This window comes from Pseudomonas sp. 1 (assembly GCF_056626735.1).
Map to the genome: position 1 here is coordinate 100,120 of NZ_JBWXMQ010000014.1, position 23,931 is coordinate 124,050.

The window sequence follows — 23,931 nt, forward strand, 5'->3', positions numbered from 1 at the left end:
TGATGGATCGTTATGTCGTTTTCGGTAACCCGATCGGCCACAGCAAGTCGCCGATGATTCACAAACTGTTCGCCGAACAGACCGGGCAGAGCCTCGACTACAGCACGCTGCTGGCGCCGCTCGACGATTTTTCCGGCTGCGCCACGGCGTTTTTCCAGGAAGGTCGCGGCGCCAACGTGACCGTGCCGTTCAAGGAAGATGCCTATCGCCTGGCCAACAGCCTGACCGCCCGCGCCGAACGCGCGGGTGCGGTGAACACTTTGAGCAAACTGGCCGATGGCAGCCTGCTCGGCGATAACACCGACGGCGCCGGGCTGGTGCGGGATTTGACGGTCAACGCCGGGTTCAGCCTTACCGGCAAACGCATTCTGCTGCTCGGCGCCGGTGGCGCGGTGCGCGGTGCGCTGGAGCCGTTGCTGGCAGAAAAACCGGCCTCGGTGATCATCGCCAACCGCACAGTGGACAAGGCCGAGCTGCTGGCTGAACTGTTTTGTGATCTGGGGCCGGTGTCGGCCAGTGGTTACGACTGGTTGCGTGAACCAGTGGACGTGATCATCAACGCCACCTCCGCCAGCCTCACCGGCGATGTGCCGCCAATTGCCCCAAGCCTGATCGAACCCGGCAAAACGCTGTGCTACGACATGATGTACGGCAAGGAACCGACCGCGTTCTGCCGTTGGGCCAGCGAGCATGGCGCGGGCGTGGTGATGGACGGGTTGGGCATGCTGGCCGAACAGGCTGCCGAAGCCTTTTTCCTGTGGCGTGGCGTGCGTCCCGACACGGCGCCGGTTCTGGCGCAATTGCGTCGGCAGTTGGCGCTGTAAGGCGCCCTCAGTCCTCGAAGCGGATCGGGCACTTCTCCGGCCCTTCGAGCTTGCGTAATTCCTCCACCACCTGGGGGCGCGCCTGACGCAAGGTCAGGCTGCGATCCTGGCGCAGCAGGCGCCGGGCTTCCTGATGGAGCATTTCCACGCCTGAATAGTCGATGAAGTTGATCTGCTGCGCCTCGATCACCACCCGTGCGCCGTGCATTCGTTGCAAGCGCACTTGCAGGTAGTGGCTGGCGCCGAAAAAGATCGAACCGCCGACCCGCAGCACATCGTCTTCGCCATCGCGCCAATGCTGCACCCGGGGTTGTGAGGTGCGCTTGAGGTAGAAAAACAGCGAGGCCAGCACACCGGCATAGATCGCCGTCTGCAGTTCCAGCAGCAACGTGGCGATGCAGGTCAGGCTCATCACCACGAACTCGGCTCGACTGACCCGCAACAACGCACGAATGCCACGATGATCCACCAGTCCCCAGGCGATCAGCAGAATGCTGCCGGCCATGGCCGGGATCGGAATGTGCGCGATCAGCCCGGCACCGAAAATCGCGAACAACGCCACCCACAACGCCGAAAACACTCCGGCCAATGGCGAACAGGCCCCGGCCTCATAGCTCAGCCCGGAACGGGTGAACGAGCCGGCGGACAACGAGCCGGAAAAAAACGCACCGATAATGTTCGAAAGGCCCTGCGCGCGGACTTCCTGATTGGCATCGAGCAACTGTTGCGAGCGCGCGGATATCGAACGGGCAATCGACAGGCTGGTGACCAGCCCGAGCATGCCCACCGCCACGGCACTGGGCAGCAGGCGCAGGATCAGATCCATATCCAGCGGCAATCCACTGAACGGCGGCAGGCGCCCGGCAAACGCGCTGACCAATTGAACATGGCCGAACATCGCCGGCCACAGCCACACCACCAGACTGCCGAGCACCAGGGTCATCAACAACGTCGGCCAGCGCGGTAGCCATTGTTTGAGCAACGCACCGACCACCACCGTGGCGACACCGAGGAGCAGCGACGGTTTATCCACAGCCCCCAGATGGCGCAGCAGATCCATCAGGCTGTCCAGCGCCGTGGCCCTGGCCGGCAGATCCAGCCCCAGCAGGTTCGGCAATTGACCGATGGCAATCACCACCGCCGCGCCGAGGGTGAAACCCAGCACCACAGAGTGCGAGACGAAATTCACCAGCGCACCGAAGCGCAACAGGCCGAGCAGCCACTGGAAAATCCCGGCAAGGAAAGTCAGCAGCAGGATCAGGGTGATGTAGTCCTGTGACGCGGGCACGGCCAGTGGGCTGACGCTGGCAAACAGCACAATCGAAATGGCTGCCGTCGGCCCGCAGATCAGGTGCCATGACGAGCCCCACAGACAAGCGATCAATACCGGAACGATGGCGGCGTAGAGCCCGTATTCCGGTGGGAGACCGGCGATCAGGGCGTAGGCAATCGACTGGGGCAGCGCGAGAATCGCTCCGGAGAGGCCGACGACCAGGTCCCGCCCGACGCTGGCGCGGGTCTGTCGGGGCAGCCAGGTCAGGAAGGGGAAAAGTGCGCGACGGCTGGGGAGGGCCATGGATCCTCTCGGGTGAAATTTTGCGCATTGTACGCAGTCCGGGACGCCGAGCGTCCATTGCGGCGTTCCCACGCAGAGCGTGGGAACGGTCGGCCGCGTAGTTACAATTTGGCTTTTACGGCTGGCAACGCATCTTTGCCGTCCACGGTTTTCACACCATCAAGCCACTTATCCAACACCCCCGGATTTGCCTTGATCCAGGCCTTTGCCGCATCGGCATTGCTGACCTTCTTGTTCACCACTTCAGCCATGATGCTGTTCTCCATCTCCTGAGTGAACGAAAGATTGGTCAGCAATTTACCCACATTCGGGCACGCCTCGGCGTAGCCCTTGCGGGTCAGGGTGTAGACGCTCCCCGTGTCGCCGAAGTATTTCTCGCCGCCCTTGAGGTAATGCATTTTCAGCTGCACGTTCATCGGATGCGGGGTCCAGCCCAGGAAGGTGACGAATTTCTGTTTCTTCACCGCCCGCGAGACTTCGGCCAGCATCGCCTGCTCGCTGGACTCGATCAGCTTCCACTGACCCATGTCGAAGTCGTTCTTCTTGATGATCTCTTGCAGCGAGATGTTCGCCGGCGCGCCGGAGCCGATGCCGTAGATCTTGCGCTCGAACTTGTCGGCGAATTTGTTCAGGTCGGCAAAGTTATGCACACCCGCATCCCACACATAATCCGGCACGGCCAGGGTGAATTCGGTGCCGTCGAGGTTCTTCGCCAGTTGCGTGACGTCGCCGGTGGCGACGAACTTGTCGTAGAAGCCCTGCTGCGCCGGCATCCAGTTGCCGAGGAACACGTCGACCTGACCGTCCTTCAAACCACCGAAGGTGATCGGCACCGCGAGGGTGTCGACCTTGGCCTTGTAGCCCATGCCATCCAGCAGAAACCCGGTGATGGCGTTGGTCGCAGCGATGTCGCTCCAGCCGGGATCGGCCATTTTCACCGTGTCGCAGCTCTCGGCGAACGCGGATGCGCTGCCCAGTGCCAGCAGACTGACCGTCACGACTGTGGATAACTTGACCATGGACTTCCCCTTAACGTTATTGGTTTTGGCAGGGTTGTGGATAACGGGCCTTGCGCTCCAGGTCATCGAGGTCGATGTGGTTGCGCATGTACTGCTGACTGGCGTCTACCAGCGGCTGGTGATCCCAGCTCTTCAGCTTGCCGATCGTCAGTGCCTCGGCAACGAAACGCCGACGCCGCTGGCTTGCAAGAACATCGCGGTGGATCGCCGGGATGTCCCACTTGGCCCGCGCTTCGGCAAGAAAATCGTCGAACAGCTGACGATGTTGCGGTGATTGGCTGAGTTCTTCCTGTTCGCGTGGATCGTTATCCACATCGAAGAGTAGGCAAGGGTCGGTTTCGCTGTAGATAAATTTGAAGGCGCCACGACGAATCATCATCAGTGGACTGACGGTACCCTCGGCCATGTATTCGCCAAACACTTCGTCGTGACCGCCCCGCCCTTGCAGGTGCGGCACCAGCGAACGGCCGTCCAGCGGCAGGTTCGGTTCCAGGCTGCCGCCCGCCAGTTCTACGAAAGTCGGCAGCAGATCGGCGGTGGACACCGCGGCGCTGATACGGCCGGATTTGAACTGTCCGGGTGCACTGATCAACAGGGGCACGCGCGCGGCCATTTCGAACCAGTGCATTTTGTACCAGAGGCCTTTCTCTCCCAGCATGTCGCCGTGGTCACCGGAGAACACGATGACGGTGTCGTCCATCAGCCCACAATCCTCAAGGGTTTGCAGGAGTTTGCCGACGTTGGCGTCGATATAGCTGCAAGCACCGAAGTATGCACGGCGTGCGTCGCGGATTTTATCCACAGGCAGCGGCTTGTCCCACAGGTCGTAGACTTTGAGCAGGCGCTGGGAGTGCGGATCAAGAGAATGCTGATCCGGCGTCGTCGGAAGCGGGATATCCGCATCGTCGTACAAATCCCAGAACGCCTTGGGAATCGTGTACGGGTCGTGGGGGTGAGTCATCGACACGGTCAGGCAGAACGGCTGGTCGCCGTCCTCGCGGATGTGATCGAACAGGTATTGCTGCGCCTTGAACACCACCTCTTCGTCGAAGTCGAGCTGATTGGTGCGCACGCACGGCCCGGCCTGCAGCACCGACGACATGTTGTGATACCAGCTCGGCCGCACGTCGGGCTCGTCCCAGTTCACCGCCCAGCCGTAGTCGGCCGGGTAGATATCGCTGGTCAGGCGCTCTTCGTAACCGTGCAGTTGATCGGGGCCGCAGAAGTGCATCTTGCCCGACAGCGCGGTGCGGTAACCGAGGCGGCGCAGGTAATGGGCGTACGTGGGGATGTCGGCGGGGAAATCGGCGGCATTGTCGTAGGCGCCGATCTTGCTCGGCAACTGGCCACTGACCAGGGTGAAACGCGACGGCGCGCACAGCGGGCTGTTGCAGTACGCGGCATCGAACACCACGCCTTGTTCGGCGAGGCGGCTGAGATTCGGCAGTTTGATGGGCGACTGGCCGTAGAACGGCAACATTGGCGCGGCCATTTGATCGGCCATGATGAAAAGAATGTTCTTGCGCTTCATGTGATCGCGGCATTCCATAGTGAATATTTATGCGACATTGCTGCGATTGAGCATGGATTCCACGCAATATCCGGTAAAGCCCGCGCCGGACAATGACTAGGATAAGCACAGCTTATGTATGAAGCCCTCGGTGATTTGTCGCTGGATCTGCTGCGCGCCTTCGAGGTGGCGGCCCGTCATCGCAGTTTTACCGCTGCGGCGGTGGAACTCGGGACCACCCAACCGGCTATCAGTCAGCAAATCAAACGCCTGGAGGAACAGCTCGGAACGCGGCTGTTCGATCGCATCTACCGAGGCATCGAACTGACCGAGGTCGGCTCGATCCTGTTCGAGCAGGTTACCCTCGGTTTGCAGAATATCGACGCAGGATTGAGTGCAATCAGCACGCAGCAGCAACATGAAGTGCTGCAGGTCGCCACCGATTTCGCCTTCGCCGCGTATTGGCTGATGCCACGTCTGCACCGTTTCCATGAGGCTTATCCACAGGTGGACGTGAGCCTGGTTACCAGCGAGCGCAATCACAATATGCTGCGCCCGGATATCGACGTTGCCGTGCTGTTCGGCGACGGTCGCTTCAAGCAGGGCGAAAGTCACTGGCTGTTCAGCGAAGAAGTGTTTCCCGTGTGCAGCCCGCAGTTGCTCAGGGATCGCGCCCTGCCCTTGCCGGCCCAGGCATTGATGGAGTTTCCGCTGCTGCACCTGCGTGGAGAAAACAGCAGCAACTGGTTCAACTGGAGTGGCCTGTTCCGCGCGCTGAACATCATTACACCGCCGGCCCCGGGCCAGCTGCGCTTCGACAATTACACCTTGCTGATCCAAGCGGCGATTGGCGGTCAGGGCGTGGCGATCGGCTGGCGGCACCTTGTGGATAACTTATTAACCCAAGGGCTGTTGTGCCGGCCGATCGCCGAGACCACTCTGTCGCGCCTCGGTTATTACGTGGTGTTGCCGCAGCGCAAACGCCGGGGAGCATTGATCCAGACGTTCGTGGATTGGCTGATGGCCGAACAGGCCAGCAGCGCCGAGTCCCTGGCTGGACTGCCGTTGCCCTCGATTGCTGTGTAACGGATCAGGAAGCCGCAACAAAATCCACGTGCTGACGCAGATGCAGATTCAACCGCAGCTCATCGGAAATCCCCACCGCCACCCGGTTCAGGCGCTCCAGCGGCTCGGCGAGACCCGGTTCAAGCGCGCGGCCGACCTGACTGAAATGCTCGATTGTCAGCCCCGCCACACTGCGCGGTGCATTGACCAGCGTCCAGTGCAGCGGGCTGCTTTGCAGGGCTTCGCGTATTTCCTTGGCGGCGTGGCGTTGCAACGGCTCGGCGTTTTCCGGATCGTCCAGTGCTTCGAATTCGCCAATGACAAACAGCCGCGAGACGTTCGCCGCCTGCAACCCGTCGATCAACGCATCCACCGCCAGGACCTGTTCCACCGGTCCCAGCACCACGGATTTCTCGACATGATCGCTGCTCAACGGCAGGCCCGGCGCATTGAGCAGGCAGATCACCACCGAGCTGCCGGCCACGCTCTGATGGACCCGTTCGGCGTCCAGCAGGTCGCCGCTTTTGGTGCGCAGCCCCGGCCGTGGCGCGAGCGCCGTCAGATCGTCGAGGATCGCGATGACTTCGTGCTGGCGGCGCAGCAGTTCAGCCATCAACGCGCTGCCCAGGCTACTCATGGCACCATAGAGCACCACTTTTACCACCGGGGTTTCGGCATTTTTCATGGCTGAGATCCCTTGTGTTTTCCCTTGTATGGTGTGTGACATGCAGCCAACGCCAAGGGTTCGAACCGATACAGAGGGTTTGCGATGCAAACGATCAAGGGTTATCACGCCCACGTTTATTACGACGCCAGCACGATCGAACAGGCGCGGGCGCTGTGTGAGCAGGCGGCAACGCTGTTTCCATTGAAGATGGGCCGCGTGCATGAACGTCCGGTCGGCCCGCACCCGGACTGGAGCTGCCAGCTGGCCTTCGGCCCGGAGTTGATCGGCGATGTGCTGCCGTGGCTGGCGCTCAATCGCAAGGGGTTGGTGGTGTTCCTGCACCCGGACACCGGCGATGACTTGCTCGATCACACCGAACACGCGATCTGGATGGGCGCAATGCGGCCGCTGGATCTGTCTGTTTTTTGATCAGATGGTTTCTTTACTGATCGAACAATGACAGTCGGCGATGTCGTGCAACGCTCCGCTGAACTGATAGCGGATATGTCCGCAATGGCAGGCACTGCTGTGTAATTCAGTCATCGACCTGCCCTCCGCTTCCCGTGTTCATTGACTCCAGTCGCATCCGACGGCCGGTTGGTCGTTCGCATCGAAGCTTTCAGCTGCGAAAGCTGGCTGAAAGGTTGCCCCATTAGGATCGCCGCCACTACCGGCAACAGACCGGTTGGCCAATGCGTGTGATTGCTCGCACGACAGGCCCAATTAACAACAACAATGGTGATTCTGATGTTCTCTGCAACCCGCCTCCTCGCTGCAACTCCGCCCGTACGTCTCGTGCTTCCCGTTCTGCGCTGATCCCGCCCGATCCGCTCACTTACCTAGCCGCGCTACGCCTGGAGTATTCCCATGCTGACTTTCCTTGGCTTCGCCATGGTCATCACGTTCATGTTCCTGATCATGACCAAGCGCCTGTCTGCGCTGATCGCTCTGATCATCATCCCGATCCTGTTCGCCTTGTTCGGTGGTTTCGCCCCGAAGATCGGCCCGATGATGCTCGAAGGTATTACCAAGCTTGCGCCGACCGGCGTGATGCTGATGTTCGCGATTCTGTATTTCGCCCTGATGATCGACTCCGGCCTGTTCGACCCGGCCGTGCGCAAGATCCTCAAACTGGTCAAGGGCGACCCGCTGAAAGTTTCGGTCGGCACCGCCGTACTGGCGCTCGTCGTTTCCCTCGATGGTGACGGCGCGACCACTTACATGATCTGCGTGGCCGCCATGCTGCCGCTGTACAGCCGCATCGGCATGAGCCCGCGGATCATGGCCGGCCTGATCATCCTCGCCGGCGGCGTGATGAACATGACGCCATGGGGTGGCCCGACCGCCCGTGCCGCGAGTGCGCTGCATGTGGACCCGTCGGACATTTTCGTGCCGATGATCCCGGCGATGGCTGCCGGTGTGGTGGCGATCCTGATCATTGCCTACTTCTACGGCAAACGTGAGCGTGCGCGTCTGGGTGAGCTGCACCTGATCGGCGACGAAATCGATCACAGCGAAATTAGCGTCTCGCAATTCCCGGATGCCCGCCGTCCGAAACTGATCTGGTTCAACGGTCTGCTGACCCTGGCCCTGATGTGCACCCTGATCGCCGGCCTGCTGCCGCTGCCGGTGCTGTTCATGGTGGCGTTCAGTATTGCCATGATCGTCAACTACCCTTGCCTGCAAATGCAGAAAGATCGCGTCGCGGCCCACGCCGGCAGCGTGCTGTCGGTGGTCAGTCTGATCTTCGCGGCGGGCATTTTCACCGGTATCCTGTCGGGCACCGGCATGGTCGACGCGATGTCGAAAAGCCTGCTGGCGGTGATCCCTGATTTCCTCGGCCCTTACCTGGCGGTGATCACGGCGCTGGTGAGCATGCCGTTCACGTTCTTCATGTCGAACGACGCGTTCTACTACGGTGTGCTGCCGGTGCTGTCGGAAGCGGCCAGCCATTACGGCATCACCGCAGTGGAAATGGCCCGTGCCTCGATCGTCGGTCAACCGGTTCACCTGCTGAGCCCACTGGTGCCGTCAACGTACCTGCTGGTCGCACTGGCGGGCATCGAGTTCGGCGATCACCAGCGTTTCACCCTGAAGTGGGCAGTGCTGGTCTGCCTGTGCATACTGGTCGCCGCCTTGCTGTTGGGGACTTTCCCGCTGTTCAGCACGTTGTAACGGCACCAAACTCACCAGGACGCCAGCTGATTGCTGGCGTCCTGGTTTAACACTCGCTCAAAGGAATACACATGGAATGGCTGACCAACCCTGAGATCTGGGTTGCCTTCTTCACCCTGACCGCCCTGGAGATCGTCCTGGGCATCGATAACATCATCATGATTTCGATCCTGGTCAGCCGCATGCCCAAACACATGCAGCAGCGCACCCGGATCTTCGGTCTTGGCCTGGCCATGATCACGCGGATCCTGCTGCTGCTGTCGATCACCTGGGTCATGCGCCTCACCGCCGACCTGTTCGAAGTGTTCGGCCAGGGCATTTCCGGTCGCGACCTGATCCTGTTCTTCGGTGGCCTGTTCCTGCTGTGGAAAAGCTCCCAGGAGATGTACCACGCGCTGGAAGGTGAAGACGAAGCCGGCGACGAGCCTTCGGGCAAGGGCGGCAACTTCCTCTACACCATCATCCAGATCGCGATCATCGACATCGTGTTTTCGCTGGACTCGGTCATAACGGCGGTTGGCATGGTGTCTCATGTGCCGGTGATGGTTGCGGCGATTATCGTTGCGGTACTGGTGATGATGGCGGCCTCGGGCAAGATCAGCGAATTCATCGACAAGCACCCGTCGCTGAAAATGCTCGCGCTGTCGTTCCTGCTGGTGGTCGGCACCGTGCTGATCGCCGAGTCGTTCGACGTGCACGTACCGAAAGGCTACGTCTACTTCGCCATGGCGTTCTCGCTGGCGGTCGAAGCGATCAACATCAAGATGCGCACCGCGATTGCCCGCAAGAAGAAACAGCAGGATCCGGTGAAACTGCGCAAGGATATTCCGGGTCAGTAACCCGAACATTGCACGAAAGATCAAAGGGCCTTCGGGCCCTTTTTTCATGGCCGCGTGAATCTGTTTTCATGACACTTTTGTTTCAATCCCCGCTTTAGCTGTGCAATGCTGGCGCCCAGACCGTTAGCCAACTACAGCTTAAGTATCAGAACGTAGAAATTGCGCGGTACCGTCAACTTGCCCCTCTGGGGCGCTGCTATTACGGGGGGTCTGCATGCTCACCCTGCTCAATCTGCTCTCTGCCGTGGCCCTGTTGATCTGGGGCACGCACATCGTTCGAACCGGCATCCTGCGGGTGTACGGCACCAACCTGCGCCACGTGATCGGCCAGAACATGTCCAGGCGCTGGCTGGCCTTTGTCGCCGGCATTGTCGTCACCGCGATGGTGCAGAGCAGTAACGCCACCGCCATGCTCGTGACGTCTTTCGTCGGTCAGGGCCTGATGGCGTTGACCCCGGCCCTGGCGACCATGCTGGGTGCCGACGTCGGTACGGCGCTGATGGCGCGGGTGCTGACGTTCGATCTGTCGTGGCTGTCGCCACTGCTGATTTTCCTCGGGGTGATTTTCTTTCTGTCGCGCAAACAGACGCGGCTCGGGCAGATGGGCCGCGTGGCCATCGGGTTGGGGCTGATCATTCTGGCGCTGCAATTGATCGTCGAGGCCGCCGCGCCGATCACCCATGCCCAAGGGGTGAAGGTGATTTTCGCCTCGCTGACCGGCGATATCCTGCTCGACGCCCTGGTCGGCGCGCTGTTCGCGATGATTTCCTACTCAAGCCTCGCCGCCGTGCTGCTGACCGCCACGCTCGCCGGCGCTGCGGTGATCAGTCTGCCGGTGGCGATCGGTCTGGTGATCGGCGCCAACATCGGCAGCGGCGTGCTGGCGTTCATGAGCACCAGCATGCAGAACGCCGCCGGCCGGCAAGTGGCGCTGGGCAGTCTGCTGTACAAACTGATCGGGTTGCTGTTGATCATTCCGGTACTCGACCCGCTGGTGCACTGGATCGACAGCCTGGATTTCAGCCCGCAGGAAATGGTCATCGGCTTCCATCTGCTCTACAACACCGCGCGCTGCCTGATCCTGCTGCCAAGCGTCGCGCCGATGGCGCGGCTGTGCGCCTGGCTGCTCCCGGAGCGCCCGGAGGTCAACGGTACCGCCAAGCCGCGTCATCTGGATGCGACGGCATTGGTCACGCCGAGCCTGGCGCTGGCCAACGCTGCCCGGGAAACCCTGCGCATTGGCGACCTGATCGACAACATGCTCGACGCGACCCTCGACGTGTTGCGCGGCAAGCAGACCGCCGTCACCCAGGAAATGCGCAAGCTGACCGATGACGTCGAAGCGCTGTACAGCGCGATCAAGCTGTATCTGGCGCAGATGCCCCGTGAAGATCTCGGCGAACAGGACAGTCGGCGCTGGGCGGAGATCATTGAGCTTGCGATCAACCTCAAACTCGCCAGCGACCTGATTGAACGCATGCTGCGCAAAGTGCAGCAGCAGAAGACTTCGCAACGCCGGTCGTTTTCCGAGGACGGGCTGGAAGAACTGGCCGGTCTGCAGCAGCAATTGATCGCCAATCTGCGGCTGGGATTGTCCGTGTTCCTCAGCGGCGACAAGGAAAGCGCCCGTCAGTTGCTGCGCGAGAAACGTCGTTTTCGCGCACAGGAACGGCGTCTGGCCCACGCCCATGTCAGCCGGTTGCAACGTAAGGTCGTGCAGAGTATCGAGACCAGTTCGTTGCACCTGGAGTTGATTGCCGACATGAAACGCCTGAACTCGCTGTTCTGCAGCAGTGCCTACGTGGTGCTGGAAACTTCCGATACCGGCGCGTTGGCGGCGGACGATATGGCAGACATCACGCATTCGCCTTGAACGTCTGGGGTTGTGGTCAGTCAGTAACTCAGAGTTCAGTCTCCAGGGCGCCTTCGCGAGCAAGCTCGCTCCCACATTTGAAATGCATTCCTTTGTGGGAGCGAGCTTGCTCGCGAAAGCGATCTGACTGACGACACGGATCTCCAATTCAGCCGTATGGAAGCTCGTTATGCGTTGCCTGTTGTTCGCCTGTCTGTTGCTCGGTTCCCTGCCCGCCTTCGCCCTGGATCGTTTTCAGGTCGAAGGCTATGCGTTGCCCAATGGTTTGCAGTTGCTGCTCAAGCCCGGCACCGAGCGTGGGCACGTGGCGATCCGCTTGGTGATCGGTGTCGGGCTCGACGACTTCGATTGCAATGAAAAGGAGCTGCCGCACCTGCTCGAACACTTGCTGTTCAGCGGCATCGACGCCACCGGCGAAGGTGGCCTCGAAGAGCGCATGCAGGCCCTCGGCGGTGACTGGAACGCCTTCACCAGCAACGCCGACACCACCTTCGTCATCGAAGCCCCGGCGAAAAACCAGCGCAAGGTCCTCGATCTGCTGCTGGACCTGCTGACCCAGACCCGTTTCGACGACAACGCGATCAACGCCGCCAAACGGGTGGTCGAGCGCGAGGACGGCGGTCATTACACCCGGCTGCAACGCTTTCTCGATCGGCAGGATCTGGGCCACACCGCCAGCAATCAACTGGCGGTCGAACTGGGCCTCAAATGCCCGCAGCGGGCCGAAGTCGATGGCCTGACCCGCGAGCAGCTGGAGAAAGTACGCAAGGCCTGGTACGCGCCGAACAACATGACCCTGATCGTCGTCGGTGACCTCGACAAGTTGCTGCCGGCCTATCTGGAACGCGCGTGGGGCGCGCTGGAAGCGGTCGAACCGAGCGAACACCGTCCGTTGCCGGACATCCGCGCCAGCGCCGCTCATGAGCGCACGATCACTCGCGGCTTCATCGGCAACAGCGCCAAGCTGCACTGGCTGGTGCCGGAGCCGGTGCTGGACGATCAGTACGACGAAACCTTCGATCTGCTCAAGGAATACCTGGAGTGGGCGCTGTACCGCCAATTGCGCCTGAACCACGGTTTGTCCTACGGGCCGTGGGCCGAGCGCGAAGTGTTTGGCGGTGTCGGTTTCATGAGCCTGAACGCCGATCTGGATCGCGCTGACATTGCCGAAGCCGAACAAGTGCTGGAAGACCTCAAGGCCGACCTGCTGAAAAACGGCCTCGATGCCGACACCTTCAATCGCTTGAAACAAGCCGCTATCGCCCATCAGGCCTGGGCCGTGCAAGGCACCAGCGCCTTGGCCGACTATTACTGGAGCGCCCTGGGCGACTACGAGGATGGTCGCTTCGCCGATCCTGCGCGGGAGCTGCAAGGCGTGACGCTGGAGGCGGCGAACAAGGCCATGCGCGAGTTGCTGCTGCAACCGGGTTATCTGCGCATCGAGAAACCGCTGCTCAGCGACGATCAGGTGTTGTGGCTGCTGGCGGGCGGATTGGGCGTGCTGGTGCTGATTCTGCTCGGCTGGCGCCTGCATCGGCGCAAGTCCGTGCATCCGGATTGACCGGCAGCCTCGCCACGCGGCCCGGCGGGCGCTACTCTGTCGAGGTTTTTTTCCTATCCAGTCGTGAACCGCCCACATGTCTAAATTGACCCTCCTGATCCAGCGCATTCTCGAACTGATGAAGCGCTACCCCGGGGTTATTGCGCTCGGCGGATTCATCTCCGGGGTCGGCAGTTTCATTCTGGTCGACCGGCAACAGGGGCTGGCGAGCTGGATCACCACGATCATGCTGCTGAGCTGGATCTGGCTGATGCTGGAAAACAGCCTGACCCAGCTGTTCACGCGGATCTTCAAACGGGAAATCCCCCAGCCGCTGCTGCGTTACGCGACGCAGATGATCCACCAGGAAAGCCTGTTTTTCGTCCTGCCGTTCTTCTTCATCACCACCACCTGGAACAGCGGCCAGCTGTTTTTCACCGGGCTGCTGTGCATCGCGGCGCTGATTTCGATCATCGACCCGCTCTACTACAAGTGGCTGGCGCCAAGGCGCTGGGCGTTCCTCGCGCTGCACACCCTGACCCTGTTCGCCGCCCTGCTCACGGCGCTGCCGGTGATCATGCACCTGACTACCTCGCAGAGTTTCAAATGGGCGCTGGGGATTGCGGTGGTGCTGTCGTTCCCGAGCCTGGCGTCGATCTTCCCGATCCGCACTGTGCGCAATGCGCTGGCGATCCTCAGCATCACCATCGGGATCGGCGGTGTGGGCTGGGTCCTGCGTTCGTGGGTGCCACCGGCAACGCTGTGGATGACTGACGTGGCGATCAGCACTCAGGTGCAGGACCGGGTTCCGGGCGACAGCCTCAAGGAAGTCAGCGCCGAGCAGATCCGTGGCGGCGGGCTATATGCCTACACCGCAATCAACGCGCCGCGCGGGCTCGATGAGCGGATTTATCACGTGTGGCAGTTCAACGGTAAAGAGGTCGACCGCATCGCCCTCGATATCCACGGCGGGCGCAAGGAAGGCTATCGGGCCTGGACCCACAAACAGAATTTCCCCGGCAACCCGGCGGGCAAATGGCAGGTGCGGGTGTTGACCGAAGACGGTCAGGTGATCGGCGTGCTGCGCTTCGAGGTCAAGGACAGCACACCGACCAAAGAAAAGTAACCGGGTTCGTGCTATTACGTATGCCAGCGTATTCAGCCGAACAAGCCCGGAGCTTATGACCAGCAGCCCAATGACCGGCAGTGCCCGCCTGGACACCTCGATCACCCCTGCCCGCCTGCGGGTTACCGGGGACTGGACGCTTGCCCATTACGCCGACCTCAAGCAACTGAGCGAAACGCTCCACGGCCAGTACGACGCCAACACGCCCATCGATCTCAACGGTCTCGGCGCCCTCGACACCGCCGGCGCGTCGCTGCTGGTGGAACTGCTCGGCTCGGAGCGGCTGGGCAAGTCCGCCGAACACCCCGATTGCACGCTTTCCAGCGCCGACCGCGCCTTGCTGCAAACCGTGTATCGCTCGCTGACCGACTTCTGCGTGCCGATCAAGGAACCGGAAATCAGCGTCAGCGTGCAATTGCTGACGCGCATCGGCCGGGCTGTCGACGCGGTCTGGCAAGACACGCTGCATCTGCTCGGGTTCGTCGGCCTGATCCTCGAAACCATCGCCCGCAGCCTGTTCCGGCCCAGGCGCTGGCGGATCACGCCGATGATCGCCCATATCGAACAGACCGGCCTCGACGCCGCGCCCATCGTCGCGTTGCTGACCTTTCTGGTGGGCGCCGTGGTGGCGTTTCTCGGGGCGACGGTGCTGGCCAGTTTCGGTGCCAGCGTGTTCACCGTGGATCTGGTGGGTTTTGCCTTCCTGCGGGAATTCGGCGTGTTGCTCACGGCGATCCTGATGGCCGGCCGTACCGCCAGTGCCTTTACCGCGCAGATCGGCTCGATGAAGGCCAACGAGGAAATCGACGCGATCCGCACACTCGGCCTCGACCCCATGGAATTGCTGGTGGTGCCGCGGGTGCTGGCGCTGCTGGTGGCGCTGCCGATGCTGACCTTTCTGGCGATGATCTGCGGGATCGTCGGCGGCGCGGTGGTCTGCGCGGTGTCGCTGGATATTTCGCCGGCGATGTTCCTGTCGCTGCTGCAAAGCGACATAGGGATTCAACATTTCCTGGTGGGCCTGGTCAAAGCCCCGATCTTTGCCTTCCTGATTGCCGCCATCGGTTGTCTGGAGGGCTTCAAGGTCAGCGGCAGCGCCGAATCGGTCGGCGCCCACACCACTTCGAGCGTGGTGCAATCGATTTTCGTGGTGATCGTGCTCGACGCGGTCGCCGCGCTGTTTTTCATGGAGATGGGCTGGTGAGTCGTCTACCCCGCGCGCCCTCCGAGGCGGTGATCGAAGTCCGTGGCCTGTGCAATCGCTTCGGCCGCCAGAGCGTGCACGAGAATCTCGACCTCGACTTATACAAGGGCGAGATCCTGGCCGTGGTCGGCGGCTCCGGCAGCGGTAAATCGGTGCTGCTGCGCAGCATCGTCGGCCTGCGCCAGCCGAGCGAGGGCGTGGTCAAGGTGTTCGGTCAGAACCTGCCGAGCCTGGCGGAGCATGAGCGTTCGTTGATTGAACGGCGTTTCGGTGTGCTGTTCCAGAAAGGCGCGCTGTTCTCGTCGTTGACGGTGACCGAGAACGTCGCCCTGCCGCTTATTGAACACGCCGGTCTGAGCCGCGATGACGCCGAGCATCTGGCGGCGGTGAAGCTGGCGCTGGCCGGGCTGCCGCTGTCGGCGGCGGACAAATACCCCGCCTCGCTGTCCGGCGGCATGATCAAGCGTGCGGCACTGGCCCGGGCGCTGGCGCTGGACCCGGACATCCTGTTTCTCGACGAACCCACCGCCGGCCTCGATCCGATTGGCGCGGCGCAGTTCGACCAATTGATCCTGACCCTGCGCGACGCGCTCGGCCTGAGCGTGTTTCTGGTGACCCACGACCTCGACACGCTCTACACCATCACCGACCGCGTCGCGGTACTCGCGCAGAAGAAGGTGCTGGTGGCCGGTCCCATCGATGTGGTCTCGGAAACCGACGACGCGTGGATTCACGAATACTTCCACGGCCCTCGCGGCCGCTCGGCGCTGGACGCCGCCAAACAGCTCAACGAGGTCTGACATGGAAACCCGAGCCCATCATGTGTTGATCGGCCTGTTCACGGTGATTGTGGTGGCGGGCGCCCTGCTCTTCGGTCTGTGGCTGGCCAAGTCCAGCGTCGACACCGAGTTCAAGGATTACGAAATCGTCTTCAACGAAGCGGTCAGCGGCCTGTCCCGGGGCAGTCCGGTGCAGTACAGCGGGATCAAGGTCGGCGATGTGGTCAGCCTGCGCCTCGACCCGAAGGACCCGCGCCGGGTGCTGGCACGGATTCGTCTGGCGGGTGACACGCCGGTCAAGGAAGACACTCAGGCCAAACTGGCTCTGGCCGGGATCACCGGCACCTCGATCATCCAGCTCAGCGGAGGCACGCCAGAGAGCCCGAAACTCAAGGGCCACGACGGCAACCTGCCGACCATCGTCGCATCGCCCTCGCCCATTTCGCGGTTGCTCAATGACAGCAATGACCTGATGAGCGGGGTCAGCACGCTGCTGAGCAACGCCAATCAGATGTTCTCCGCCGACAACATCGAGCGCGTGAGCAAAACCCTCGAGCATCTGGAGCAGACCACCGGCTCGATCAACGATCAGCGTGGCGACCTGCGTCAGGCCATGCAGCAACTGGCGACGGTCGGCAAACAGGCTGGCAACATGCTCGAACAGACGTCTGCGCTGATGCGTAACGCCAACGGTTTGCTCAACGATCAGGGCAAGCAGGCCTTGGGCAGCGCCGAGCAGGCGATGAAGTCCCTGGAGCAAAGCAGCGCCACCATCAACGGCCTGCTCAGCAAGAACCAGAATTCCCTCGACAGCGGCATGCAGGGCCTTAACGGTCTGGCCCCGGCGATCCGCGAACTGCGTGAAACCCTGAACTCGCTGCGCGCCATTTCCCAACGCCTGGAGGCCAACCCCAGCGGTTACCTGCTGGGCAGTGACAAGAACAAGGAGTTCACGCCATGAAGCTGACTCGCCTCGCCCTCCTCGCCGGCTTCACGCTGATCAGTGCGTGCTCGATCCTGCCCAAGTCCGAACCGCTGGACGTCTACCGTTTGCCAGCCGCACAGGCGCCCGCCTCGGCCGGTTCGGCGGCGGCTCGGCACTGGTCGCTGCGTCTGAACAAACTGCAGGCCAGCGAAGCGCTGAATCGGCCGAGCATCGCGGTGATTCCCCAAGGGGATGTGATCAGCAGCTACAAGGCCTCGCGCTGGAGCGATCCGGCACCGGTGCTGGTGCGTAATCGATTGCTTGATGGCTTTGCGCGTGATGGCCGGGTGACGTTGCTCAGTACCGATGACAGCAATTTTGCTGCGGACCTGGAGCTGGGCGGCAGCCTGCAAGCGTTTCAGACCGAGTACCAGGGCAATCAGGCCAGCGTCGTGGTGCGGGTCGATGCGTTGCTGGTGCGCGGTTATGACCAGAAGATTCTCGCCAGCCAGCGCTTTGAAGAGCGCCAGCCGCTGAGTGATGTGCAGGTGCCGGCGGTGGTGGCCGGGTTTGGACAGGCCAGTGATCGCCTCACCGCGAAGGTTGTGGCATGGACCGTTCAGCAAGGCCAGCAGTTTGCGCAACAACCCAGACCTTGAGGCTCCATATTCGAGATTTGTGTTTAACCGAAGAACCAGTAGCAGACGCCGATAGCGCCGAGCACGCCCGCCAGCTCGGCCAGCAGCGCGCATCCCACGGCATGTCGCGCCCGCTGGATGCCCACCGCGCCGAAGTACACCGCCAGCACGTAGAACGTGGTCTCGGTGCTGCCCTGGATTGTCGCCGCCACCAGCGCCGGGAAACTGTCCACGCCCGAGGTCTTCATGGTTTCGATCAGCATCGCCCGGGCGGCGCTGCCGGAGAACGGTTTGACCATGGCAGTCGGCAGCGCATCGACGAAACGCGTGTCCCACCCTGCCCACTCCACCAGATGGCGAATGCCGTCGAGACCGAAATCCAGCGCACCTGAGGCACGCAATACGCCGATCGCGCACAGCATCGCCACCAGATACGGCAGCAGGCTCTTGGCAACGTCGAAACCTTCCTTCGCCCCTTCGACAAAGGCCTCGTAGACCTTCACCTTGCGCAATGCGCCGATCACCAGGAACAGCATGATCAGGCCGAACAGCGTCAGGTTGCCGAGAATCGATGACAGCCCCGCCAGCGCGGTGGCCGACATCGTCGCGAGCAGCGCCATGAAGCCGCCGAGAATCAGCGCACCGGGAATCAGGTAAGCCAGCACCACCGGGTCCCAGACACGCAGGCGCTGCATGAACGCCACCGACAGGAAGCCGACAATGGTCGAGCAACTGGTGGCCAGCAGGATCGGCAGGAACACCAGCGTCGGGTCCGGCGCGCCTTGCTGGGCGCGGTACATGAAAATCGTCACCGGCAGCAGGGTCAGGGACGAGGCGTTGAGCACCAGGAACAGGATCTGCGCGTTGCTGGCGATGGTCGAGCTGGGGTTGAGCTCCTGCAGCGCCTTCATGGCCTTGAGGCCGATCGGCGTGGCGGCGTTGTCCAGGCCAAGGCCGTTGGCGGCGAAGTTCAGGGTGATCAGGCCCAGCGCCGGGTGCCCTGCCGGCACCTCCGGCATCAGCCGCAGGAACAGTGGCCCGAGCACCTTGGCCAGCCATTCGACGATGCCGGCCTTCTCGGCGATGCGCAGAAAACCCAGCCACAGGGTCAGCGTGCCGAACAGCAGCACCATGACTTCGACCGACAGCTTGGCCATGGCAAAAATGCTTTCCACCATCGCCGCGAAGATTCCGGCGTTACCGCCGATCAGCCATTGTCCCAGTGCCGAAACGGCTGCCACGATGAAGAAGCCAAGCCACAGGCCATTAAGCATCAGTCAAATCCCCCGGAAGATGCGGCGAATGATAGCGGGGTCGCCAGAAACGACAAACCCCGGATTTCTCCGGGGTTTGTCAGGGTGCCTTGCGGGCGGGATCAGTTTTTCGAAACGTCACCGGCCGGCAGTTTTTCCTTGCTGCGCCAGTGCGGCAGCGAGTTCCAGTAGCGCTGGCCCTTGGCGTCGTCGTACATGCCTTCCCAACGGGCGATAACCAGTACGGCGAGGGCGTTGCCGATGACGTTCAGGGCGGTACGCGCCATGTCCATCACACGGTCGACACCGGCGATGAAAGCCAGGCCTTCCAGCGGAATGCCGACGCTGCCCAGAGTGGCCAGCAGCACCACGAAGGACACGCCCGGCACGCCGGCGATGCCTTTGGAGGTGACCATCAGGGTCAGGACCAGCAGCAGTTGCTGGCTGATCGACAGGTCGATGCCGTACAGCTGGGCAATAAAGATCGCCGCGATGGACTGGTACAGGGTCGAACCGTCGAGGTTGAACGAGTAGCCGGTCGGTACCACGAAGCTGCAGATGGCTTTCGGTGCGCCGTAGGCTTCCATCTTCTCGATCACGCGTGGCAGCACGGTTTCCGAGGAGGCGGTGGAGTAAGCCAGCACCAGTTCATCCTTGAAGATGCGCATCAGCTTGATCACCGAGAAACCGAACATCTTGGCGATCAGGCCCAGAACCACGAAGGCGAAGAAGGCGATGGCGACGTAAACCAGGATCACCAGTTTGGCCAGCGGCAGCAGCGAGGCGAAACCGAAGTTGGCCACGGTCACCGCGATCAGGGCGAACACACCGATTGGCGCGTAATTCATGATCATGTGGGTGACTTTAAACATGCTTTCCGAGACGCCCTGGAACATCTTCACCAGCGGCTCGCGCAGGTCCGACTGCAGGCTCGACAGACCGAGGCCGAACAGTACGGAGAAGAAGATGATCGGCAGCATCTCGCCGCGGGCCATGGCCGCGAAGATGTTCGACGGGATCAGGTTGAGGATGGTCTCGATGAACGCGTGTTCATGCTGCACTTCAGCGGCGGTCGCCTGGTACTTGGAGATGTCCACGGTGCCCAGGGTGCTCATGTCGATGCCCGCACCCGGATGGAACAGGTTGGCCAGCAGCAGGCCGACGACAATGGCGATGGTGGTGACGATTTCGAAGTAGATGATGGTCTTCAGGCCGATGCGCCCGAGCTTCTTGGCGTCGCCCACGCCGGCGATGCCGACGATCAGGGAAGAGATGACGATCGGGATCACGATCATCTTGATCAGACGGATAAAGATATCGCCTGCCGGTTGCAGGACGTTGCTGATCCACCAGGCCTTCTCGGCACTGAAATGGTTGAGCAACGCACCGATTGCAATCCCCAATACCAGACCGATGAGGATCTGCCAGGCGAGGCTAAGCTTTGCCTTCTTCATTATCTTTACCCTTACTTGCGTTTGACTCAGGCACATGCAGGAACTGGAACGCTCATCAGCGGAAAAGTCTGTGCATCTGCCTCCGTATAAGGTGCCCCGAAGCGCGTGTTTACGGCTCTCCGGCAGGCGAAAAAAGGCGCAACTATTCCGATGCAAGGTTGCGCCGTCTAATGCCGTAAACGCCTACCCTATGCCGAATCGGCATGAGCTTTTTCAAATGAAACTGGCGTCCCAACCGGTTCGAATACGACATTTCGGCAGGCATAAGTGCCGTGAACCGGCCATTACAGCGTAGGTTGGTTGTTTTTTGAACGAGTGATTTCGACAAAAAATTCAGGAAAAAGCCTACGTTCGGACTCTAAATGTCCGACTTACTTGATCGACTCTTTCTCGATATACGGTCGCAACGAAACACCGCGAAATGCTTTCGCATGCAGTGTGGGCGATAAAAAGACGAGCAGAACGCTCTGGATCAACGTTTTGTCACGTTGCAAGCCCAGCGCAAGTCCGTCGAACCGCTCCGGTTGGCGGACTTGCGTCGCAGCTTTTACCCTGACCCGGCCCTCATCGCAGGCACTCCCTGTACCCGTAGGTCACTCCGACCCTGCAACAGTCAGAACGTCCCGGCCCCCTGGTCATGCACCGGCCTTCCTCGGGCGGGTGCAATAGAGGACAGCCTCTCGGCTGCCCTCATGTTCAATACCAGTTCGGATCTTTCTTCAGTGTTTCCATCAACAGATCCTGCATGCCCTGGTCGGGCTTGCCGAGGAAGCGGTAGGTGGCATGTCGCGTTGGCGACTTGTCGGCCGGCAATCCTTCGGGCACATCGACCAGCATGGCGTAGGCGTCTTTCTTGTCGAAGCTGAAGGCGACGATCAGGCGGTGGTTGAGGCATTTGTCCTGCGATTCGCAGAGCGGCCCCACCAGATATTGATCGCCATCTTCGGTGACGGCATTCATCTGTTGGTCCGGCGCGCCGGACAGGTTCATCACCCATTCCGGCAGGCGTTCTTCCTTCTTCACCACGCCTTCCCAGGTTTCCCTGTATTGCGGGTCGGAACTCAACAGCTCGTTGACTCGCGTCTGGCCGTCATTGGCCGCCATCGCCATGGCACTACCGCCCAGGAGCAGGGCGGCTGCCAGCGTCTTTAAACCCTTCATGTTCAGCCTCGACCGCGACGGCCAAAGAAGAAAGAAGCGATGAACATCACCAGGAAAACGACAAATAGAATCTTGGCGATACCCGTGGCGGTGCCCGCGATACCACCGAAGCCCAGTACTGCAGCGATGATGGCAATGATCAGGAAAGTGATTGCCCAGCTCAACATGGTGATTCTCCTTGCTTCTATTTAAGGGTGTTGCCGGTCTTGGCGCGGGGGCGCCCAGATTCGTTGATTAGAAAACCCAGCGTTCTTCACGGGGCATGTCGCCCAGCGGCTGTGGTTGGTCGACGTCCATCATGCGCATTGCGCCGTTGTCTGCCTGGCTGCTGCTGACGGCGCTGAAGTGGGTCTGTGTCGCGTGTTGCATGTAAATCAGGGGCTCAGGATGCTGACTCTGCTCCCAGCGCAGGTATTGCTGGCAAGCGATCAGCGTAATCAGGAGCGCAAGTGCGCCAAACAAGGCCTGCTGCAAGTGCAGTGGCGAAATACGCATTTGGGCGGCACGTGGGCGAGTCATCCTGGGTTCCTCACTCTTGTTCGGTTGGGGCAGTGCATTTCTGCCCGGGCTGAGAGAGGTATTGCAGCCTGCATGCCAGCTTTTTTGTTTTAAAAAAATCAATAAAATCAGTTGGTTACAGATGTAGTGAAAATTCCTGACGACGCATCCTGCACGATGACCCCCGCAGGCTCGTGCGTAATGCACGATTATTTCGTAGGAAAAATCATTCTTTTTGAATTGAGTGCAGGGTGCAGATGTCAGAAAAGTAGGCAGGAAACCGACTTGAAACGGTGCGATGTTTAAAAAATCAACAAAATCAGAGGATTAGCCGTTATGGCAGGAGAGAGCTACCCTGCAATGGCTGGAATCGATCAGAATCAACCATGCAACTTGCCCGATTTTTCCGGGACTAACCCAAGACATTTACTTATGGAGCGTAGGAAAAATGGAATCAGCCACTGAGCACCAAGGCCGCATTCTGCTGGTGGACGATGAATCCGCCATCCTGCGAACCTTCCGTTATTGCCTCGAAGACGAAGGTTATACAGTCGCCACCGCCAACAGCGCGGCCCAGGCTGACGCGCTGTTGCAACGTCAGGTGTTCGATCTTTGCTTCCTTGATTTGCGCCTTGGCGAAGACAACGGTTTAGATGTGCTGGCGCAAATGCGCATCCAGGCGCCGTGGATGCGGGTAGTGATCGTCACCGCCCATTCGGCCGTCGACACTGCGGTGGATGCGATCCAGGCTGGCGCCGCCGATTATCTGGTCAAGCCGTGCAGTCCGGATCAACTGCGCCTGGCGACTGCCAAGCAGCTTGAGGTACGTCAGCTTTCGGCGCGCCTGGAAGCCCTGGAAGGCGAGATCCGCAAACCCAAGGACGGTCTCGATTCCCACAGTCCGGCGATGAAAGTCGTACTCGAAACGGCGCGGCAAGTGGCGAGTACTGACGCCAACATCCTGATTCTCGGCGAGTCCGGCACCGGTAAAGGTGAATTGGCCCGAGCCATTCACGGCTGGAGCAAGCGCGAGAAGAAATCCTGCGTCACCATCAACTGCCCGTCGCTGACCGCCGAACTGATGGAAAGCGAGCTGTTCGGTCACAGTCGCGGCGCGTTTACCGGGGCCAGTGAAAGTACCTTGGGACGGGTCAATCAGGCTGATGGCGGCACGCTGTTTCTCGACGAGATCGGCGATTTTCCGTTGACGTTGCAACCCAAGTTGCTGCGTTTCATTCAGGACAAAGAATACGAGCGGGTGGGGGATCCGGTCACCCGCCGGGCCGATGTGCGCATTCTCGCCGCCACCAACCTCAATCTTGAAGACATGGTGCGCGACGGCCGTTTCCGTGAAGACCTGCTCTATCGCCTGAACGTCATTACCCTGCATTTGCCGCCGTTGCGCGAACGCGCCGAAGACATCCTGACCCTGGCCGACCGGTTCCTTGCACGCTTTGTGAAGGAATATGCGCGCCCTGCGCGGGGCTTCAGTGACGAGGCCCGCGAAGCGCTGCTCGGCTACCGCTGGCCGGGCAACATTCGCGAGCTGCGTAACGTGGTCGAGCGAGCGAGCATCATCTGCCCGCAGGAGCGCGTGGAAATCAGCCACCTCGGCATGGCCGAACAACCGGCGAACAACGCGCCACGGGTTGGCGCCGCTTTGAGCCTCGATGAGTTGGAGAAAGCCCACATCGGCGCGGTATTGGCGACTGCCGGGACCCTCGATCAGGCCGCCAAGACCTTGGGGATTGACGCTTCGACACTGTATCGCAAGCGCAAGCAGTACAACCTGTGAGCATCCGCCG

The 23,931-nt window shown here is 61.0% G+C and carries 22 protein-coding genes and 1 pseudogene; 13 read left to right on the top strand and 10 right to left on the bottom strand.

Going from position 1 to position 23,931, the window contains the following annotated elements; translation table 11 throughout:
• The first annotated feature begins 2 nt into the window (after window positions 1-2).
• Entirely contained in the window at window positions 3-824 is an 822-nt protein-coding gene (aroE, locus tag AC1MDC_RS20875; protein WP_085696589.1) for a shikimate dehydrogenase, read from the top strand.
• A gap of 7 nt (window positions 825-831) precedes the next feature.
• Here aroE and AC1MDC_RS20880 read toward each other — a convergent pair whose 3' ends face one another.
• The 3 genes from AC1MDC_RS20880 to betC form a co-directional block, all read right to left on the bottom strand.
• Window positions 832-2,400 carry a SulP family inorganic anion transporter gene (locus AC1MDC_RS20880; RefSeq protein ID WP_480393588.1) on the bottom strand — a complete coding sequence of 523 codons (1,569 nt, stop codon included), beginning with the start codon at window positions 2,398-2,400 and terminating at the stop codon, window positions 832-834.
• Window positions 2,401-2,501: 101 nt separating this feature from the next.
• Window positions 2,502-3,419, bottom strand: a complete 918-nt coding sequence (gene choX, locus AC1MDC_RS20885; protein WP_085696585.1) for a choline ABC transporter substrate-binding protein — start codon at window positions 3,417-3,419, stop codon at window positions 2,502-2,504.
• A gap of 16 nt (window positions 3,420-3,435) precedes the next feature.
• Window positions 3,436-4,950, bottom strand: a complete 1,515-nt coding sequence (betC, locus tag AC1MDC_RS20890; RefSeq protein ID WP_480393589.1) for a choline-sulfatase — start codon at window positions 4,948-4,950, stop codon at window positions 3,436-3,438.
• 114 nt (window positions 4,951-5,064) lie between these two features.
• Here betC and AC1MDC_RS20895 point away from each other — a divergent pair, with 114 nt between their 5' ends.
• A complete protein-coding gene (locus tag AC1MDC_RS20895) occupies window positions 5,065-6,015 on the top strand; it encodes a choline sulfate utilization transcriptional regulator (RefSeq protein WP_227234018.1) in 951 nt (316 codons plus the stop codon).
• 4 nt (window positions 6,016-6,019) lie between these two features.
• Here the strand turns inward: AC1MDC_RS20895 and AC1MDC_RS20900 are convergent, their stop codons facing one another.
• Window positions 6,020-6,679 carry an NAD(P)-dependent oxidoreductase gene (locus tag AC1MDC_RS20900; RefSeq protein WP_480393590.1) on the bottom strand — a complete coding sequence of 220 codons (660 nt, stop codon included), beginning with the start codon at window positions 6,677-6,679 and terminating at the stop codon, window positions 6,020-6,022.
• Between the two features lie 84 nt (window positions 6,680-6,763).
• On the opposite strand from AC1MDC_RS20900, the gene AC1MDC_RS20905 reads away from it, so the two are divergent.
• Window positions 6,764-7,090 (top strand): DOPA 4,5-dioxygenase family protein, encoded by a 327-nt coding sequence (locus AC1MDC_RS20905; RefSeq protein WP_085696579.1) that lies wholly within the window; start codon window positions 6,764-6,766, stop codon window positions 7,088-7,090.
• Window positions 7,091-7,102: 12 nt separating this feature from the next.
• Here the strand turns inward: AC1MDC_RS20905 and AC1MDC_RS20910 are convergent.
• Window positions 7,103-7,204: pseudogene (locus AC1MDC_RS20910) on the bottom strand (GFA family protein); the annotation flags it as partial.
• Window positions 7,205-7,528: 324 nt separating this feature from the next.
• On the opposite strand from AC1MDC_RS20910, the gene AC1MDC_RS20915 reads away from it, so the two are divergent.
• The 9 genes from AC1MDC_RS20915 to AC1MDC_RS20955 all read left to right on the top strand — a co-directional run bounded on the left by AC1MDC_RS20915 (window position 7,529) and on the right by AC1MDC_RS20955 (window position 17,781).
• Window positions 7,529-8,836 carry a CitMHS family transporter gene (locus AC1MDC_RS20915; protein ID WP_007954069.1) on the top strand — a complete coding sequence of 436 codons (1,308 nt, stop codon included), beginning with the start codon at window positions 7,529-7,531 and terminating at the stop codon, window positions 8,834-8,836.
• Between the two features lie 71 nt (window positions 8,837-8,907).
• The gene (locus AC1MDC_RS20920) at window positions 8,908-9,675 is read left to right on the top strand and encodes a TerC family protein (RefSeq protein ID WP_085696577.1); all 768 of its coding nucleotides are present in this window, start codon (window positions 8,908-8,910) and stop codon (window positions 9,673-9,675) included.
• Between the two features lie 214 nt (window positions 9,676-9,889).
• Window positions 9,890-11,548: a Na/Pi cotransporter family protein gene (locus AC1MDC_RS20925; protein WP_480393591.1), complete on the top strand. Its 1,659-nt coding sequence runs from the start codon at window positions 9,890-9,892 to the stop codon at window positions 11,546-11,548.
• Between the two features lie 169 nt (window positions 11,549-11,717).
• Window positions 11,718-13,109 (top strand): M16 family metallopeptidase, encoded by a 1,392-nt coding sequence (locus AC1MDC_RS20930; protein ID WP_085696574.1) that lies wholly within the window; start codon window positions 11,718-11,720, stop codon window positions 13,107-13,109.
• Between the two features lie 76 nt (window positions 13,110-13,185).
• Window positions 13,186-14,214: a DUF5924 family protein gene (locus AC1MDC_RS20935; protein ID WP_085696573.1), complete on the top strand. Its 1,029-nt coding sequence runs from the start codon at window positions 13,186-13,188 to the stop codon at window positions 14,212-14,214.
• 55 nt (window positions 14,215-14,269) lie between these two features.
• Window positions 14,270-15,418 (top strand): ABC transporter permease, encoded by a 1,149-nt coding sequence (locus AC1MDC_RS20940; protein ID WP_480393592.1) that lies wholly within the window; start codon window positions 14,270-14,272, stop codon window positions 15,416-15,418.
• On the top strand, window positions 15,415-16,218 hold the full coding sequence (locus AC1MDC_RS20945; RefSeq protein ID WP_085696569.1) for an ABC transporter ATP-binding protein: 804 nt from the start codon (window positions 15,415-15,417) through the stop codon (window positions 16,216-16,218). Before AC1MDC_RS20940 ends, AC1MDC_RS20945 begins: the two co-directional genes overlap by 4 nt.
• Window position 16,219: 1 nt before the next feature.
• Window positions 16,220-17,158, top strand: a complete 939-nt coding sequence (locus tag AC1MDC_RS20950; RefSeq protein WP_085696568.1) for an MlaD family protein — start codon at window positions 16,220-16,222, stop codon at window positions 17,156-17,158.
• Window positions 17,155-17,781 carry an ABC-type transport auxiliary lipoprotein family protein gene (locus AC1MDC_RS20955; RefSeq protein ID WP_085702228.1) on the top strand — a complete coding sequence of 209 codons (627 nt, stop codon included), beginning with the start codon at window positions 17,155-17,157 and terminating at the stop codon, window positions 17,779-17,781. Before AC1MDC_RS20950 ends, AC1MDC_RS20955 begins: the two co-directional genes overlap by 4 nt.
• A 23-nt stretch (window positions 17,782-17,804) precedes the next feature.
• Here the strand turns inward: AC1MDC_RS20955 and AC1MDC_RS20960 are convergent, their stop codons facing one another.
• From AC1MDC_RS20960 to AC1MDC_RS20980, 5 genes are all read right to left on the bottom strand, one after another.
• A complete protein-coding gene (locus AC1MDC_RS20960; protein WP_085696566.1) occupies window positions 17,805-19,034 on the bottom strand; it encodes a nucleoside recognition domain-containing protein in 1,230 nt (409 codons plus the stop codon).
• Between the two features lie 101 nt (window positions 19,035-19,135).
• The gene (gltP, locus tag AC1MDC_RS20965) at window positions 19,136-20,467 is read right to left on the bottom strand and encodes a glutamate/aspartate:proton symporter GltP (protein WP_085612511.1); all 1,332 of its coding nucleotides are present in this window, start codon (window positions 20,465-20,467) and stop codon (window positions 19,136-19,138) included.
• 696 nt (window positions 20,468-21,163) lie between these two features.
• Window positions 21,164-21,628: an inhibitor of vertebrate lysozyme family protein gene (locus AC1MDC_RS20970; protein WP_085696565.1), complete on the bottom strand. Its 465-nt coding sequence runs from the start codon at window positions 21,626-21,628 to the stop codon at window positions 21,164-21,166.
• 2 nt (window positions 21,629-21,630) lie between these two features.
• Window positions 21,631-21,795 carry a DUF1328 domain-containing protein gene (locus AC1MDC_RS20975; RefSeq protein WP_003177151.1) on the bottom strand — a complete coding sequence of 55 codons (165 nt, stop codon included), beginning with the start codon at window positions 21,793-21,795 and terminating at the stop codon, window positions 21,631-21,633.
• 67 nt (window positions 21,796-21,862) lie between these two features.
• Window positions 21,863-22,147 (bottom strand): hypothetical protein, encoded by a 285-nt coding sequence (locus AC1MDC_RS20980; RefSeq protein ID WP_085696564.1) that lies wholly within the window; start codon window positions 22,145-22,147, stop codon window positions 21,863-21,865.
• A gap of 427 nt (window positions 22,148-22,574) precedes the next feature.
• Here AC1MDC_RS20980 and algB point away from each other — a divergent pair, with 427 nt between their 5' ends.
• Entirely contained in the window at window positions 22,575-23,921 is a 1,347-nt protein-coding gene (gene algB, locus AC1MDC_RS20985; protein WP_025112294.1) for a sigma-54-dependent response regulator transcription factor AlgB, read from the top strand.
• The last annotated feature ends 10 nt before the right edge of the window (window positions 23,922-23,931 follow it).

What these genes read in the sequence shown, in the direction of transcription:
- AC1MDC_RS20960 (WP_085696566.1), bottom strand. Translation starts at nt 19,034, where the DNA reads ATGCTTAATGGCCTGTGGCTTGGCTTCTTCATCGTGGCAGCCGTTTCG.
- algB (WP_025112294.1), top strand. Translation starts at nt 22,575, where the DNA reads ATGGAATCAGCCACTGAGCACCAAGGCCGCATTCTGCTGGTGGACGAT.
- AC1MDC_RS20895 (WP_227234018.1), top strand. Translation starts at nt 5,065, where the DNA reads ATGTATGAAGCCCTCGGTGATTTGTCGCTGGATCTGCTGCGCGCCTTC.
- AC1MDC_RS20930 (WP_085696574.1), top strand. Translation starts at nt 11,718, where the DNA reads ATGCGTTGCCTGTTGTTCGCCTGTCTGTTGCTCGGTTCCCTGCCCGCC.
- AC1MDC_RS20980 (WP_085696564.1), bottom strand. Translation starts at nt 22,147, where the DNA reads ATGACTCGCCCACGTGCCGCCCAAATGCGTATTTCGCCACTGCACTTG.
- betC (WP_480393589.1), bottom strand. Translation starts at nt 4,950, where the DNA reads ATGAAGCGCAAGAACATTCTTTTCATCATGGCCGATCAAATGGCCGCG.
- choX (WP_085696585.1), bottom strand. Translation starts at nt 3,419, where the DNA reads ATGGTCAAGTTATCCACAGTCGTGACGGTCAGTCTGCTGGCACTGGGC.
- AC1MDC_RS20925 (WP_480393591.1), top strand. Translation starts at nt 9,890, where the DNA reads ATGCTCACCCTGCTCAATCTGCTCTCTGCCGTGGCCCTGTTGATCTGG.
- gltP (WP_085612511.1), bottom strand. Translation starts at nt 20,467, where the DNA reads ATGAAGAAGGCAAAGCTTAGCCTCGCCTGGCAGATCCTCATCGGTCTG.
- AC1MDC_RS20940 (WP_480393592.1), top strand. Translation starts at nt 14,270, where the DNA reads ATGACCAGCAGCCCAATGACCGGCAGTGCCCGCCTGGACACCTCGATC.
- AC1MDC_RS20900 (WP_480393590.1), bottom strand. Translation starts at nt 6,679, where the DNA reads ATGAAAAATGCCGAAACCCCGGTGGTAAAAGTGGTGCTCTATGGTGCC.
- AC1MDC_RS20975 (WP_003177151.1), bottom strand. Translation starts at nt 21,795, where the DNA reads ATGTTGAGCTGGGCAATCACTTTCCTGATCATTGCCATCATCGCTGCA.
- AC1MDC_RS20955 (WP_085702228.1), top strand. Translation starts at nt 17,155, where the DNA reads ATGAAGCTGACTCGCCTCGCCCTCCTCGCCGGCTTCACGCTGATCAGT.
- aroE (WP_085696589.1), top strand. Translation starts at nt 3, where the DNA reads ATGGATCGTTATGTCGTTTTCGGTAACCCGATCGGCCACAGCAAGTCG.
- AC1MDC_RS20880 (WP_480393588.1), bottom strand. Translation starts at nt 2,400, where the DNA reads ATGGCCCTCCCCAGCCGTCGCGCACTTTTCCCCTTCCTGACCTGGCTG.
- AC1MDC_RS20920 (WP_085696577.1), top strand. Translation starts at nt 8,908, where the DNA reads ATGGAATGGCTGACCAACCCTGAGATCTGGGTTGCCTTCTTCACCCTG.
- AC1MDC_RS20935 (WP_085696573.1), top strand. Translation starts at nt 13,186, where the DNA reads ATGTCTAAATTGACCCTCCTGATCCAGCGCATTCTCGAACTGATGAAG.
- AC1MDC_RS20950 (WP_085696568.1), top strand. Translation starts at nt 16,220, where the DNA reads ATGGAAACCCGAGCCCATCATGTGTTGATCGGCCTGTTCACGGTGATT.
- AC1MDC_RS20915 (WP_007954069.1), top strand. Translation starts at nt 7,529, where the DNA reads ATGCTGACTTTCCTTGGCTTCGCCATGGTCATCACGTTCATGTTCCTG.
- AC1MDC_RS20905 (WP_085696579.1), top strand. Translation starts at nt 6,764, where the DNA reads ATGCAAACGATCAAGGGTTATCACGCCCACGTTTATTACGACGCCAGC.
- AC1MDC_RS20970 (WP_085696565.1), bottom strand. Translation starts at nt 21,628, where the DNA reads ATGAAGGGTTTAAAGACGCTGGCAGCCGCCCTGCTCCTGGGCGGTAGT.